This is a genomic window from Clostridium sp. HV4-5-A1G, from assembly GCF_900184915.1.
In the GTDB taxonomy this organism is placed as follows: Bacteria; Bacillota; Clostridia; order Clostridiales; family Clostridiaceae; genus Clostridium_B; species Clostridium_B aromativorans.
The window spans coordinates 1-15,804 of record NZ_FXYI02000078.1; the positions used below are offsets into that span (position 1 = coordinate 1).

Sequence of the window (15,804 nt, forward strand, 5' to 3'; positions counted from 1 at the left end):
CTCATATATTATTGACAAAATATCTAATTAGTTTTATAATGAAAAATACCCTCACAAATAAAATAGTATGTTTTGTCCAAAAACATACTTAATATGATACCATATTTTCTATTTATATTCTAGGTTTTTTTGCTTTTATAAAACATTTATTTTATTCTACTCTATCTATTAGCTCTTCTGCTTCAAAATACATATCTCTTATACGCTTGTTTAATAGTAATTTTTTTTCCGCTTTTCTTATGTTATTTTTCATGTTATTCCTATTTACAGAGGGAAAATCTTTTTTTAATACATCTAGATCATAACACTCATACTTATTAACAAGTAAAAAAAACAGATATTTGCAGGATTCATCTTTTAAGATCTCCAACAGTTTTTTTCTATCCAGTCCTTTATATTTACACAATATCTCAATAATTTTGGAATATACTTTTTCTTTATCATTAAAATATCTTCTCAATATACACCCTCCTTTTTTACACTTATCTGTTTATTTAATTATTGCCATATATAAAACTTTTAATCAAAAATAAAATTTTTAGACTGAAAATTAAAAGTGAAAAGCTAAAAGTTGACAGCCGCTACTTGGTTTTTATATTCACCTTTAACTGTGTATCCTGAGCAGTTTGTCCTGCTAAACTCATGCTATAATTAATCAATACATCCCCTCCATTTTCCCCTACATCTATGTTTATTTCATTAGTCTTTATCTTCAATTCTATAGCCCCATAAGGTGTCTTATACATAGATCTACTTCTTTCATACTTATTAAAATCCATTTTAGCATTAGTGCTCCCCATTCTTATGAGAGATAATTTATTATTTTTTATTTTTAAAGTAGTAGTAGTTCCCTCCATTCCAGATAACTGAGTTTCTTTATAAACCGCATAATAACAGTCATTTTTTTTGTAAAAGTCTCCGGGAGTAACTACTTCTATAACTTCATTATTATCAGATTGCTTACTGGATAAAGATATAATTGCCTTTTTCTTCATAGTTAAACTTTAACCTGCCTTTCTAATTTCTACATCAACAAAATCTTAAAATTTACTTTATTATATCAAATGGGCCAGGATTTTTATAGAATTTTTACTTTATTTTTGGGTATGATTCAAGCAAAAATATACCCTATAGGTTAAACACAGCCTTATTTCTGCATCTACCTTTTAGGGTACATTTATATTTTATGATTATAGGCTATATAGTTAACTCTCCATTAGGAGTATTAATTATTTGAATTATCTTTTCTTCATATCCAGTTTCAGCATTTATATAGACTTTAAAATCATCATTCTTATAATCTCCAGAAAATTCATAACACAATATTTCACTATTCGCTTCCGTAGGGATTATAACAAGCCTTCTGCCGGTTATATTCAATCTCTTCCCAACTTTTTCTTTGGCCTCTTCATAGCTCATCTTTGGGGTTGATATCTTCCTTTTTTCAATATGAGACATTAAATACTTATCTGCTTCTACACCTATGATATCCCCATTATCCAAAGCTATTTTTAATTTTATTTGATCCGGATATATTAATATATTATTTTGATTATACACATAACTTATTACTGCTATATTATTATATCTCAGAGAGTAGGTAGGAACCATATTATCGTATCCTAAATTTTTCAAGTATCTTATTCCTATATTCCGGGATTTTTCTGCAGATATGGAGCTGTTATTTACAGCTCTATCATTTATCAAATAGGATATCCTTCCGCCTTTTTTGCTTATTTCACATATTACTCTGTCTCCTTTTCTATTTCTATTTTTTAGGGCAGCAGTAAATCTATATACATCTATGTCAGCTTTTCCCTTAACAGAAGATACATTCAGGCTCTCTATTTTTGCCTCTCCTATTATTTTTCTAGCTATAGCTTCTGCTTTCTTTTCTGATACCTGTTTTTGCGAATTAATTTTAGGTTTAACCTGCAGTACATTGTCTGAAAATGGCCCATCATAAATCAATGCCGGATACTGAACTATTTGCTTCTGCATACCTTGAAATTGTTCAGATATAGAATTATCATTATTTTTTGCAAATGCACCAGTAATTTTTTTTCTTATTTCTCCCCACTTGACCTTTCCCTGATTTATATTATCAGCTGTAGCTTTCAGCTGACCCTCTAAAATTACGGACTGTTTTTTTAATCTCTCTATATTGTCATAATCATCATTGGTCAATTGTTTCCCGCTAGTAGATAACTTGCCTAAATTATAGCAAAAATCTCCAGTTTGGCTTAAAAATTTGCTGGTGCCAGATATTGTCGGCTGATCTACTGGAAGGGAATGTAATTTATCATTAGCTATACCAGAATATCTAAATATCTCTTCAAAAACAACTATCGCCTGTTCTCTTGACCCTACTATAGCTGCTTTTGTTAAATTTACTCTTATATTTTGCACTGCATCTATAAGCTCATACATGCTTTTTCCATATTCACCTTGAAGATAATTTCTATAGTCATTTCTTTCCAGAGTCATAAGAACTGCAAAAGTACTTGAAAATACTACAATCAAAATTACTAATGCCGTGTATATAATTCTCTTTTTTGCAATTTTCACAGAACTCCACCTCTTTCTCACAGAGAGTTTTACTGGTAAATTCAATCTTTGTTCATATTATTTGCATTTATTCAATTGTTATGTATTATTAGTTTAATAATGTTCATAAAAGTCAATACTATTTTATGGATTATTATTAATTTTTTCTTAAATGTTTATTAAATGAGTTTATTATTCTTACTACATTTTATATAATAAGATTACATACTTAATCAGAAGGTGATTAGATGAACGTTTTAATTCTCTCAATTTCCGCTGGAGGCGGACATGGTAATGCCGCTGAGGCGCTAAAAAGCTACATATCCTTGAGAGATCCAGCATCAAAGGTAAAAATTGTTGATGCCTTAAAATATATAAATCCCATAATAGATAAAGTAGTAATAGGCAGCTACTTGAAGTCACTAAAAGTATCTCCTTCTTTATATGGAAAATTATACAGTTATTCAGAAGGCGATTACACAATCACAACTACAATAAGTTCAAAACTTATTGAGTCTCTGACTTACAAGCTACTTCCTCTTATAAATGAGTTTGATCCTGATATATTAATATCTACTCATTCATTTACTACAGAAATGTTGTCTGTATTGAAATCAAAATATCATATAGGCATACCTTGTATGTGTATAATTACCGATTATTATTCTCATACTTCCTGGCTTCATCCTTATATAGATGCCTATGTGATTTCCAATAAAGACATGATAAAAAAGATGATGTCTAAAGGCATACCAAAAGACACCATATATAATTTAGGTATTCCCGTTAAACCTGAGTTTAACATAAACTATAACAGATGTGATACATTGAAAAATTTAAAATTGTCTCAATCGAAATTTACCATTTTGGTTATGGGAGGAAGTTTAGGCTTAGGTAAAATAGCAGATATATACAAGGAACTTGATAAGATAAATGAAGACATTCAGATAATAATCATAACTGGCAAAAATAAAAAGCTCTATTCGGAACTTTTAAAAATTAAAATGTCTTCTTCTAAGGAAACCCGAATAATAGGCTTTACCGACCAGGTAAACAAATACATGCAGGCTAGTGATCTTCTTCTGACTAAGCCCGGAGGGCTTACTATTTCTGAGGCATTAATATGCAAAATACCTCTAGGGTTATTTTCTCCTATACCCGGTCAGGAGGAAAAAAATGCTCAATTTTTATTGAGAAATAATTTAGCAGTAAATTTAACCGATATAAGCAAATGTAAAGAAAATATCGAAAAACTTCTCAACTCCAAAGAAAAATTGAAAATTATAAGTGAAAACTGTAATAAATTTGCCAGACCTTATGCTGTAAATGACATATTTAACTTAATTAATTGGCTTATAGAAAAAAATTTAGCTAAAAAAACCTTAACTGGGAACGAAAAAATAAACAATAGAGATACTCTTAAGACATTTTTTAAATGTGCTGAAGAACACTTTGTCAAGACTGCCCAAAAACTATTTGCAGGAAATTAACTAACATAAACTCAAATTCCAATGTACAAGTGATGGCTAATCAGGACACGGATTCCTTACATATTTGTTGTTAACTAGAATTTAATATCTGTAAAGCCCACTTGTATGTATTTTCACAATACTATCCATTGTATTTAACGACCCTTATACTCCTATGCTTTTCAGTATTTCTAATATCTTGAATTTGAATTTTATGTTTCTTTTATTTAATCCCAATGATGCATTATCCACCATCTTATATTCTTCTGGTGTCAAAACTTTTTTCATCTCATTTTCCGTTTTCTCATAAGATACTTGTCCCTTTGTAATATCAACAAAGCATAATGGAGGGAACATAACACACCACCAGTTTTGACCCTGCCCGCTGCCTATAATTATTCTATAAGCTTCATATTTCCCCTGGGGAAGAGTTATATTTCCATAAGTTTTTATAGGAAAATTTACTTTGGATAAAGTACTATTGACTTTATAATCATAACCTTCTTTTCTTATTTCACTGCTAGCTATTTTTAACATTTCTCCATTGTTTTCTCTTAAAATTTTTCTGGATTCTTCTATATTTTTTGAATTCTTCAATTTAGGAGCTATATATCCCAGTATTTTATCCCTCACTCTTAATTTAAGAGCTTGATCACTTTTTGAATCACTATTTGCTATAACATGAAATCTTATTATCTTAGACGCCATGTCATGCTGCATGTTATTATTTCTCACTTCAACCAAAAGAGAGTTTGCAGTAAATACACTTAAAATACCTATTATAAATATCAATAAAACCTTCTTCACGATTTCATCCCCACTTTTCTATGATTATTTATATATACCTCACTAGTAATTATTGACATATATTCAAGTTATATTCACTGCATACTATATTATCTTGTCACTCCAATTCTCCTTATCTTTGTATTTACATCTATGTTTACAACTGCATTTTTATAAACATCATCCCAATCATTTCCTATTTGTTTCCATATAATTGGATGATATTTTTCTACATATTCTCCAAAACCTATGGGATCCACCTGAAGCTCTCTTTGAGTAGACCTTACCACACTTTCACATTCTTTTCTTATAGCTTCATTGAAATCCTGTTGAATTTGATCCAACTTACTTACAGATAATGCCTCATTTCCAGTATAATAATTTTTTATCTGGCCTTCTATATCCAGGTCTATATTAAATATCAATTTTCCGTCTTTCTGAGACATCCTCATCTTTCTATCAGCATTGTCAATTCTTATATCTACAGGATGGCCATCTAAATATATCATTTTCTTTCCGCCTCTCAAGATACCCTTTAGTAGTTCTATATTTGAGGTTTGAACTGAATTCAAAATTCCCTTTTGTGTAAAGTTTTTTATTACAAAAGTGCCCGAAACCTTTATGGTATTCCCGTTCTCATCAATAACAATTCTGGGAACTATGCTATTTCCATTTTCACTCATTTGAATTAAAAAATCATTTAAAGTTATTGGAACAACTGCACTATTTTTAAAATCACTTTCAACCATACCCAATATATAATTCTCTACACTCATTTCTATTGGATTGTTAAATGTCACATACTTCTCTGCATTTCCATCTGACATAACTATATACATATTTCTATTTAAAGAAGGCTCTCTTTGAAGGTAATCAATAGCTTCCTTTACTGCATCGGGATATTTCATTAAATTTTCTCCTAACACCAACACTTTAGCATGGCTAAATCTTATGGATCTGCTGCTCTTAGCTATTGCATTACTTACTGCATCCTGAATTGAATATCCATCTACATCTAAATATCTATCTCGAGATATTCCCCCTTTACCTGGTTCCAGTTTACTTAAATCCGGTATACCAAAAGTAACATGAAACTTTTTTAAATCTATAGACGTCAGTGGATCTGTCGGTTTTATATTCTTTGATTCTTTTCTCTTCCCTATATCTACTCCTGCATCTACTCCCATTATAGACACTAAGTCAGTTCTCTCTATTTCAACTTTGTCCCAGCACCCAGTCAGTATAATACAAATTAAAAGCAGAGATATAACTTTACCCCTATTACCTACATGTCTAGCCTTGCCAAACAAAAGTATCACGATGGGCAGTACAACTAGACTATATATAAAAAGCGGAGGTATAAATCTATTGCTCATATCATAAAGTTGTGCTATATTCTGAGGATACAAAGCTATTATATATATTACTGGTGCTATCAAAGCCGACGAAAGTTTTACATCATCTAATTTAAATACATCCTTTACTATATCAGATGACAAATAATATATATTTGAAAAAGTAGTAAAGTAAAACATAACCCATAGGGCCATAACTACTCCTTCCCATCTCTCTATAAAAGCTCCATTTATATTTATGGAGTTTATCATAGTTATAGTAGGCCACAATAAAATTTTAGTCTGTTCTTTGGAGAAAATAGCCAGTGAAAAAACAATTATCATTGCATAAAAAAGCGTTATAAATGCAATGCTCTTTATTGCTGTTTTTTTTATATTAAATTTATCCTTTATAAATGGTCCCATCAAATATATTATTTCTATTCCAGCAAAACTGTAGATTGCACTTTTAAGTGCCATTAAGTAGGTATAAGGTGTATTGGTAAACATAGGCAGTACATTGGTAAAATCCGTTTTATTTAAAGTAAACAGAAGTATCATATCCAGTGATATAAACATTATCCAGAAAGAAACTTCATTAAATTTTATTAAATTTTGTAATTTACTTCTTACAAGATAAATTCCTGAAAATATAGTTACGACTATCAGAAATTCCGTAGGTGTTTTTTCAAGAAGATACATTTTTATAACTTCTACAAATATTCTCATGCCAATTGATATGGTAAATATATTATATAGCACAAATCCAACAGCTAAAATTCCACCTAATATTTTTCCAAAATTATTTTCAAGTATTGTGCTGAATTTATTATATCCATTGGATTTAAAAGTTTTACAGGCCATATAAATTAAGAAATAAGTAATAAACCCTGCCATTATAACCACAGCCCATCCATCAGTGCCTGCAGCACTTACTAACTCTCTTGGCAAGGAAAATATTCCTACACCTATAACAGTCACTATTATAGTGGTAAATACTCCAAATCCAGTTATGAAACTTCTGCCTGTCATATAATCACCTTCTTGAAAAAACTAATTTACCCAATTATTTTTGTCTAACCTTATCCTTGGTATTCATATATTTGGGCCTTTTTTTGAAAAAATCAATAGGCGCTCTAAAGTACATATCTTTAAAATCACTGACATTTTCATTTACTGTAGGTGATAGATAAGATATTCCAAAACTCTTGAGCCTTACAAGATGTATCAGAGTAATTATAAGTCCAATCATGATACCATATAATCCTGCCACAGCCGCTGCACCTATAAGTAAAAATCTAATTAGCCTAAATGCAGAGGTCATCTCATAATTAGGAGTAGTAAAATTTGTTATGGCAGTAACGGATACTATTATTATCATTATAGGACTCACTATTCCAGCTTGAACTGCAGCTTGACCTATAATTAGACCTCCCACTATTCCAGTTGTAGCTCCTATGGACTTTGGGAGTCTAGCTACAGATTCTAAAAGAAGGGCAAAACTCAATTCCATGATTATAGCTTCCATAAAAGCTGGGAAAGGCACTCCTTCCCTTGAAGCGGCAATAAAATATGCCAGTCTAGTGGGTATTATTCCAGTGTGAAAAGAAGTAACTGCAACGTAAAGAGCAGGCATTATCAATGTAATCATTATGGATATAAACCTTATTATTCTTATTGTTGAACTATATATCCATCTTTGATAGTAATCATCCGGTGACTGAAATAGATTTGCCATAGTAGTAGGCACTATAATTGCAAAAGGAGAATTATCCACTACTACTGCAATTCTTCCTTCATACAATGCTGAGGCCACTACATCAGGCCTTTCAGTGCTCTGAATCTGTGGGAAAAAGGACCATTTATTGTCTTCTATAAGCTGCTCTACATACCCACTGTCTAAAATGGCATCTATTTTTATGTTATCCAGTCTCTTCATAAGTTCTTTTAATGCTTTTTCATTTACTATATCATCTATGTACACCACTACTACATCGGTTTTAGATCTCACTCCCAAAGGCTTTGGCACAATTTTAAGCCTAGTATCCCTTATTCTTCTTCTTATCAAGGCCGTATTAAACCGTAAAGTTTCCGTAAATCCATCCCTAGATCCTCTTAAAACCGTTTCTCCTGAAGGTTCAGTTATCCCTCTTACAGGCCAGGCTCTAGTGGCAAGTACATAAAAACTTTTTAGCCCCTCCAGAAGCATTAACGTTTCACCAGATAAAATCAAGTCAACTCCTTTTCTCAAGTCAACAAGTTCTTTCATGTCAGATACAGTTATCAATCTTTCCTTTATGAGGCTTACATTTTTTATATATCTGTACCTAGTCATAAGACCTCTTAACAAATCATTTAAGAGCATCTTATCTCCCATTCCATCTATATACACTATTGCGGCTTTAACTTCTCCTATATAAAATTCTCTAAACACTACATCTGAATTATCTTCAAACAGTTCCTTTAAATATTTTACATTTTCATTGACTTTAGGAGATACAAAATCTCTTACTTCTTCTTTCATGTACTTCACCTCCTATCAGAAAGAGTAAATTGAAAGGGCATACAACAGGATTGAAAATATAAAAAAAAATATACCAATTATTTTAGATTTTAAAACAGTTTTTTTTAAATTGTCTTTTTTAAAGTTTTTAGGATCAATAAATGTTAAAAAAAATCCCTGGATTATCATAAGTATAAAAAAATATTTATTAAATAAGTGAATGATATCCACATGTTCTCCCTCTTTCTTTTTTCCACTCAATTCAAAATAACTCTAAATTATTTTCTACCTATTTCAAGCTATTTATTCATAAAATTATAAGCCTGATTTCTTCAATCAAATAAAAAGGTTACCCCAAAGTCTATTTTGAGGCAGCCTTTTCAACTACATGTTAACTATTCTCTTATATAGTTCTCGTAATAAAAGTTTCTCTATATTTAATTTTCATCCTATCATAACACATTTGTGCCTCCAACATATCATCAAAAAAAGCAAATATACTTGGACCGCTTCCGCTCATCAATGTTCCTAAAGCTCCAGCTCTAATTAATTGTCCCTTTATTTGCCGCAGCATAAAATGTCTCTTTAAAGTCACATTTTCAAGAACATTTCTCATATTTCTGCTCAACATCTCCAGGTTACCTTCACGAATAGCATCTATAAGCAAATTAGTATCAGGATGTTTCATTATCTTATTTATGTCTAAATTTTTATATACCTCCTTAGTACTAACCCCAAAAGATGGCTTAATCAATATCAATATATGATCCTTAAAAGGAGTAAGAGGAGTAACTATTTCACCTATTCCCTCACATAATGCAGTACCCCCTATTATACAATAGGGAACATCTGCACCTATATTCAATCCCAATTTAATTAATTCACTGTCATGTACTTCAGGTACGTACATATCTCTCATAGTTTTTAATACTACTGCAGCATCTGCACTTCCTCCCGCAAGTCCCGCTGCTGTAGGTATGTTTTTAACTATATTTATATTTATTCCATCTTTTATATTATATTTATGTATAAATAACTCCGCTGCTCTATAGGCCAGATTTCTATTGTCACAAGGTATATAATTTTTATTACAGGTTATATGTATACCACTTTTAGCTTTATACATTTCTAAAACATCATATAAATCTATAGTTTGCATTATCATTTTTAAAAGATGATATCCATCTTCCCTTTTCCCAATCACATCCAATGAAAGATTTATTTTGGCATAGGCTTTTAATAATGGCATTTCAATTCTCACTACCTTTAAAAATATTGTAAAACTGATTATAACATAAATCAAAAGAAAAGGCGATCCATCACACCACCTATAGAAGTGGGCGACTTCTCGCCGATTGCGTTAAATTGATAATCCTACTTGCTTACCTTATAACTCTGTTCCTACACCATAGCTATATTCCCTATTCTCTTATTTCCATCTTTTAATTTTTCACTTATCAATTCTACTAATGGGTTCATCTTCTCAAAGAATATTATTATCAAATCCCCCTGTTTTCCTGCATCTATTGCTCTCTCAAGTGCAGCCTTTTCATCCAATATAGTTTCTATTTTCTTTAAGTCAAAATCAGTCTTCATTATACCCCTTCTAAGAATTGATGCTATTTCTCCAGGCTTCCTGCCTCTTCTGTCCTTATCTTCTTTAACATATATATAGTCAAAGTTCCTTCCTGCAATCCGCCCTATTTTTTCAACACTAGTGTCAGTTCTGTCTCCAGGTACACCAATAACTCCAACCAATCTCTTATAATTTAACTTTTTAGCACCTTTTATAACCGCTTTATATCCTTCTATATTATGACCATAGTCCAACACCACATTTATTCCATTTAAATTATAAATATTGAACCGTCCTGGATTAAATGAAGCATCTCCATAAAAGCTTTTTAAACCATCCTTTATAACAGAATAGGCTATATTCAACCCAATTGCAGCCCCACAGGCAGCCATGGCATTTTCTATGTTATAAATAAGTTTCCCTTCCAGCGATATCCTTATATCCTGCATCTTTACTATTGGGACTACAACACCCTGCCTTTCAAAATACATAATCTGATCATCTATATATATTCCATATCCGCCTCTATCTATATTGTCCCTGAGAATTGTATTATTTTTATACTTTGAAAACATAATTATTGAGCCCTTTAACCTATTGATTATAGTTGAACTTACCAGATCATCCGCATTTAAAACCACATATCCATTTTTCTTAACAGCTTCTCCAACCAACGCCTTTACATAAGCTAGATCCTCCATTGTATTTATTCCATCTATGCCAAGATGATCTTCAGTTATATTCGTTATCACCGCCACATCTGCCAAATCATAGGCAAGACCTTTTTTTATTATTCCTCCTCTAGCAGTTTCCAACACCGCTGCATCTACATTTTTGTTGCTCAAAATGGTCTTAGCACTATAATATCCTGTAGTATCACCTTTACATATACATTTATTATCTATGTATATTCCTCCTGTAACAGTCATACCCACCTTATAGCCAGATTTGCCTAATATATGTGCAATGAGTCTAGTAGTTGTGGTTTTCCCATTTGTTCCAGTTACTGAAACTATAGGAATGGATCGGGATCTATAAAATAGCATATTTATTATGGCTCTTGCCACATTTCTTTTTTTACCTACACAGGGATACTGGTGCATTCTAATACCCGGTGCTGCATTTATTTCTATTATAGCTCCACCGGTTTTAAGTATGGATTCACTTATATCTTTACAGCATATATCTATGCCACAGATATCCAGTCCAATCGTATCAGCTGCCCTTTCACAGATATTTATATTTTCTTTGCAAATTAAATCAGTGCAATCTACAGCTGTTCCTCCTGTAGATAAATTTCCATTTTCTCTTATGAGCAATTTTTTATTCTTAGGTAAGATACTATCCAATTTATAATCACTTTTAAGTATGCAGGCTTTCAATTCATCATCTATTTTTATTTTAGTTAGAGGCTTTTCGTGTCCCTCTCCTCTCATGCTGTCCCTGTTTACATCTTCTATCAATTGAATTATGCTTTTTATTCCATCTCCCACAACATAAGGCGGTATTCTTTCAGCAGCAGCTACTACTTTTCCATTCACCACACATACCCTAAAGTCTTTTCCAGTTATACATTTCTCTAAAATTATACTATCAAACTTCTGTGCTAATATCTTGTAAGCTTTTACTGCTTCTGTCTTATTTTTTATATTTACAAATACCCCTTTGCCCTGATTTCCAAAACAAGGTTTTAAAACTATGGGGTATCCTATCTCAGCAGTGAGATCTGATAATTCCTCCAGGCTTTTCACCTCACCACCCTCTGCCACAGGTAAACACTGATTTCTCAGCATCTCTTTAGTTAGCATTTTGTTACAAGCTATATCTACAGCCGCAGCCGATGTATTGCATGATATAGTGGCTTCTATAATCTTGCTGTATTTTCCGTATCCCAATTGAAATACACTGTTATTTCCAATCCTTGTTACAGGTATTCCTCTCCTCTTGGCCTCTGATATTATGGACAGCGTACTGGGGCCAACTTGCTCTGCTTTTAAAATATCCTTTAATTTTGTGACGTCCTCCTCAAGTTTATAATTTATTCCTTTTATCAAAGAGTTGATCATATTCACAGCTATTTTGCCAATTTCCAGCGCTGTATTTTTATAAAGATATTCATATACTATATAATATTTATCTTCCTTTATTTCCCTTGCCTTCCCATAACTAACATCAATGCCCAGATCATTTTGCATAGCAAGTATAATATGTTCACACACATGGGCAAGATAAGTTCCTTCTCTCAATCTCTTTTCAAAGCCATGTTCTTCATTTATTCCACATCTATGCTGCCTCAAATCAGGCATGATCGTCAGCAGTTTTTCATTAAATCCATTTATATCCTTAGTTGGTATTTTACTATACCCCTCTAAATCCACAGACATTTTTATACATTTTCTATGAGCAAATATATTTCTTCCTTCAAAAACTCTAAAATCATCTATCCTCATTTTTGTGTATACTGCCCGTTACATAAACACTTATTTACACTTAAGTAAAAGTTTGTTTATTTCCCCATTCATAGTATCTGATTTTGCTATTTGTGCTACTTTCATTCGGCCTGATACTCCAGGGGCTTGAAATCCCGTCTAACTAACGGTATATCAGCATATAATTCATATTTATTTGCTGATTTAACGGTTTTTACGACTCCTCCCTTACATCTATTTGACCCTTTCTCGGATTTTTAATCAATTTGATTTACAAATCATCAAATCAAATTTTCTCAATTATTATAAGGCTTTTTATTTATAAAATTAAATTTATTTCCATATTTAAGTACATGTAATTTCACTCCAAATATAGACAATATCTCCTCAGGATACTGTTCTGACACATTAGTATAGGTTATGCCAGAGCCATCTATCACATAAACTGCTCCTGAACCCATTACCGTGAATTCATCATTGTCTTTAACCATAATTGCTGTATCTTCATCTATTCCAATACCTAAGCTCTGTGGGTTTTCAGCTATTCCAACAAGTAGTCTTCCTATTCTACCCCTCTGTGCAAAATGCTGATCAATAATCACACCTTTTATGAGACCCAACCCAGGCGCCATTTTTAAAGTACACTTTTTAGGTGATTCTTCATCGGGTCCTGTTATTATCATGGTATCACTCATAACAGAAGCCCCTGCGGAAGTTCCCACAAAAGTACACCCTCCTTCATATAATTCTTGAATCTTCGAATACAGTGGAGTACCTCCTACAAGGCTTGTTATCCTAAGCTGATCTCCTCCTGTAAAAAACATCAATGCAATATTTTCTATGAGCTCTAGATTGTTCACGTCAAAGGCATCTTTTCTGCTTCTTATAGTCAGTATCCTTATATTCTTTATTCCCAATTCTTGAAATATCTTTTTATATTCATCTCCTAATTCCTCCGGTATCTCAGATGCAATAGTTGCAATAACAAGAATATCTTCTTGTTTATCCAATCTACTGCAGACTTCCTTTAATATTTTTTTTTCACCGGTCTTATCTTCCGCTCCTCCTATTATTATTAAATTTTTTTCTGATTTTTTTTTCAAAGTCATGCACCCTCTCCTGCGGATATTCTATATTTTTTCCATTTTCTCAATTATTATGCGTAAAACAAAAACTTCAGCAATTTATTGCCGAAGTTTAATCGAAGATTTGGGCTCCCTTTTATGAAACTCCACCTCCTTTCGGTCCGGCGGAGTAAGCGACTCGCACCAAATCGAAGATTTGGGCTCCCTGCTTATATTACAGCTCTTCCAGGTATAATGAGTTTTTCTCCCACTTTTATAACTTCCGGATCTTCTATATCATTTAATTTTACTAAATCCTCCACAGTAGTATAATACTTTTTAGCTATTTTCCACAGAGTATCATCTTGCTGGATCACATATATGGTTAAACTGGCCTTCTTAGCTGGGAATTCCCCTTCTGAAGAATCTATATTCACCAAAAACTCTTTATGAGTAATATAATTTACTCTTGCATAAACTTCAGCTACTGCCTTTATAGCTATGGTGTCTATTTCTACCTCTCCCTGTATACTCTCTAAAGCCACCTTTGCTATACACTGCATGTCAATTTTACTTTCAGGTATATCTACACTGCAACTAAAAGGTATCTCGTCACTAGCCTTATTTATTTCATCTTCTAAATCCTTATATAAAGCCTTAACACTTAAAACTCCATCTACAACTACCTTGTCTTCCACTATTTTTTTGTCTGTTATGCACACTTCTCCATAACACATAATTACCTCTTTAGGCCTGGAGTTACCTTCTAATTCTATATTTGATTTAATCATACTTTGGGTGGTATTCTGGCCATGCATTACATTCAATTCATAATCTTTTTTATCCATCTGCATAAGTGAGGAAGGAGAATAAGCATCTTCTATTATATCCATATCTTCTTTATACATCACTTTTGTATTGGATTTTACCAACACTTCCATATCAATTATCCTGCTCTCACCCAAATCATCTTCTCTTATACTCTTTTCAATCTCATCTACACAAAAGTCGGTATAGCTGTCCATAGATGAGTTCACTCCATCTACAGGAATTTCTTTACTTACATAAACATCATCCTCTATATATTCTATGTCCCTTGTGTCCTTTCCCCTATAAAGTACACCTATAAGCACATATGCCTCTATAGAGATATTCCCATCTAAAACCTTTATATTTTTCTTATGCACATTTACGTTACATTCTAATATATTCCCTATTTGAGGCCTATCCACAGGTATTTGAATCTCAGCTTTTGCCACTAAATCTCCTGAGACTGTTCCAACTATTTTATCTATAGTATCAGGATTTTTCAACATCTGTATATCTCCAGAACTTTCTACATCTTTTATAACTTCAAATTCATATTTTTTATATACTTCTGCTTTTAATTTTATAATTCCTTCAATAGATACCTTTCTTTCATTAGCTATATTGCAGTTCATATGTTCTACATAGCAATCTGCATCACAGAGCATATCATGTTGAGACCCCGGTATTTCAATATAATTTGAAAAATCGCCAGTATAATTTACGCTGTAGATGCCCATTGCTTCATCTTCTTTAGCTAAATAAAGTATAGTATATTCCACTTTTCCCTCAACAAATACCTTATCCTGCATTACTTCCTTACTAGTTATAATGGGCTTTGCATTGAGAATTAAAATATGGTTAACATCTGGATTTGTATCCGGTATTATATATTCTGCTTTTATTACAGTATCAGAAAAATTTTCAGCCATGAGCTGTTCACATTCTATATTTTCTTTAACAAAATCTATACTCATATTTATTACCCCCCATATAAAAACCTACTATTTATTTATATAAATTAAAGGTAAAAAATATGCTAACGTTTTTGATAATTTTCAATAATGTCTCTTAATATTGACATTTACAAAATTTTGACGTAATATTAAATTGGTTGTTAACCATATAACCTCTCATAAATTCTCAATACCCTTTTATACCATAGTTGAAAGATGGAAGCTTACCATCTTTCTTCTTACCCTGTAAATTGACAACAAAAAATAGCACATAAAATATAATTAGTATTTTATATACTATTTTAAAAATGTTACGTTTATATACTTTTATAA

The 15,804-nt window shown here is 31.8% G+C and carries 12 protein-coding genes; 1 reads left to right on the forward strand and 11 read right to left on the reverse strand.

Annotated elements, in window-relative coordinates:
• Window positions 1-151: 151 nt before the first annotated feature.
• The 3 genes from J5G60_RS09800 to ypeB form a co-directional block, all read right to left on the reverse strand.
• On the reverse strand, window positions 152-460 hold the full coding sequence (locus J5G60_RS09800; RefSeq protein ID WP_150356174.1) for a ribose-5-phosphate isomerase: 309 nt from the start codon (window positions 458-460) through the stop codon (window positions 152-154).
• A gap of 121 nt (window positions 461-581) precedes the next feature.
• Window positions 582-995: a DUF1934 domain-containing protein gene (locus J5G60_RS09805; RefSeq protein ID WP_150356173.1), complete on the reverse strand. Its 414-nt coding sequence runs from the start codon at window positions 993-995 to the stop codon at window positions 582-584.
• Between the two features lie 202 nt (window positions 996-1,197).
• Window positions 1,198-2,568: a germination protein YpeB gene (ypeB, locus tag J5G60_RS09810; protein WP_150356172.1), complete on the reverse strand. Its 1,371-nt coding sequence runs from the start codon at window positions 2,566-2,568 to the stop codon at window positions 1,198-1,200.
• A gap of 227 nt (window positions 2,569-2,795) precedes the next feature.
• On the opposite strand from ypeB, the gene J5G60_RS09815 reads away from it, so the two are divergent.
• Entirely contained in the window at window positions 2,796-4,037 is a 1,242-nt protein-coding gene (locus J5G60_RS09815) for an MGDG synthase family glycosyltransferase (protein ID WP_150356171.1), read from the forward strand.
• A gap of 144 nt (window positions 4,038-4,181) precedes the next feature.
• On the opposite strand, the gene spoIIR is transcribed toward J5G60_RS09815, so the two are convergent.
• The 8 genes from spoIIR to J5G60_RS09850 all read right to left on the reverse strand — a co-directional run bounded on the left by spoIIR (window position 4,182) and on the right by J5G60_RS09850 (window position 15,492).
• Window positions 4,182-4,823, reverse strand: coding sequence for a stage II sporulation protein R (spoIIR, locus tag J5G60_RS09820; protein WP_150356170.1), 642 nt, complete (start codon window positions 4,821-4,823; stop codon window positions 4,182-4,184).
• Between the two features lie 89 nt (window positions 4,824-4,912).
• Window positions 4,913-7,168 (reverse strand): Ger(x)C family spore germination protein, encoded by a 2,256-nt coding sequence (locus tag J5G60_RS09825; RefSeq protein WP_150356169.1) that lies wholly within the window; start codon window positions 7,166-7,168, stop codon window positions 4,913-4,915.
• Between the two features lie 34 nt (window positions 7,169-7,202).
• A complete protein-coding gene (locus tag J5G60_RS09830; RefSeq protein ID WP_150356168.1) occupies window positions 7,203-8,660 on the reverse strand; it encodes a spore germination protein in 1,458 nt (485 codons plus the stop codon).
• Window positions 8,661-8,675: 15 nt separating this feature from the next.
• Window positions 8,676-8,870 carry a CLC_0170 family protein gene (locus J5G60_RS19125; protein ID WP_150356167.1) on the reverse strand — a complete coding sequence of 65 codons (195 nt, stop codon included), beginning with the start codon at window positions 8,868-8,870 and terminating at the stop codon, window positions 8,676-8,678.
• Window positions 8,871-9,042: 172 nt separating this feature from the next.
• Entirely contained in the window at window positions 9,043-9,888 is an 846-nt protein-coding gene (ispE, locus tag J5G60_RS09835) for a 4-(cytidine 5'-diphospho)-2-C-methyl-D-erythritol kinase (protein ID WP_150356166.1), read from the reverse strand.
• A gap of 152 nt (window positions 9,889-10,040) precedes the next feature.
• Window positions 10,041-12,665, reverse strand: coding sequence for a cyanophycin synthetase (cphA, locus tag J5G60_RS09840; RefSeq protein ID WP_150356165.1), 2,625 nt, complete (start codon window positions 12,663-12,665; stop codon window positions 10,041-10,043).
• 275 nt (window positions 12,666-12,940) lie between these two features.
• Window positions 12,941-13,747, reverse strand: coding sequence for a cyanophycinase (locus J5G60_RS09845; RefSeq protein WP_150356175.1), 807 nt, complete (start codon window positions 13,745-13,747; stop codon window positions 12,941-12,943).
• A gap of 191 nt (window positions 13,748-13,938) precedes the next feature.
• Window positions 13,939-15,492: a DUF3794 and LysM peptidoglycan-binding domain-containing protein gene (locus tag J5G60_RS09850; RefSeq protein WP_150356164.1), complete on the reverse strand. Its 1,554-nt coding sequence runs from the start codon at window positions 15,490-15,492 to the stop codon at window positions 13,939-13,941.
• Window positions 15,493-15,804 lie beyond the last annotated feature (312 nt).

What these genes read in the sequence shown, in the direction of transcription:
- J5G60_RS09815 (WP_150356171.1), top strand. Translation starts at nt 2,796, where the DNA reads ATGAACGTTTTAATTCTCTCAATTTCCGCTGGAGGCGGACATGGTAAT.
- J5G60_RS09850 (WP_150356164.1), bottom strand. Translation starts at nt 15,492, where the DNA reads ATGAGTATAGATTTTGTTAAAGAAAATATAGAATGTGAACAGCTCATG.
- cphA (WP_150356165.1), bottom strand. Translation starts at nt 12,665, where the DNA reads ATGAGGATAGATGATTTTAGAGTTTTTGAAGGAAGAAATATATTTGCT.
- ispE (WP_150356166.1), bottom strand. Translation starts at nt 9,888, where the DNA reads ATGCCATTATTAAAAGCCTATGCCAAAATAAATCTTTCATTGGATGTG.
- J5G60_RS09830 (WP_150356168.1), bottom strand. Translation starts at nt 8,660, where the DNA reads ATGAAAGAAGAAGTAAGAGATTTTGTATCTCCTAAAGTCAATGAAAAT.
- J5G60_RS09805 (WP_150356173.1), bottom strand. Translation starts at nt 995, where the DNA reads ATGAAGAAAAAGGCAATTATATCTTTATCCAGTAAGCAATCTGATAAT.
- J5G60_RS09825 (WP_150356169.1), bottom strand. Translation starts at nt 7,168, where the DNA reads ATGACAGGCAGAAGTTTCATAACTGGATTTGGAGTATTTACCACTATA.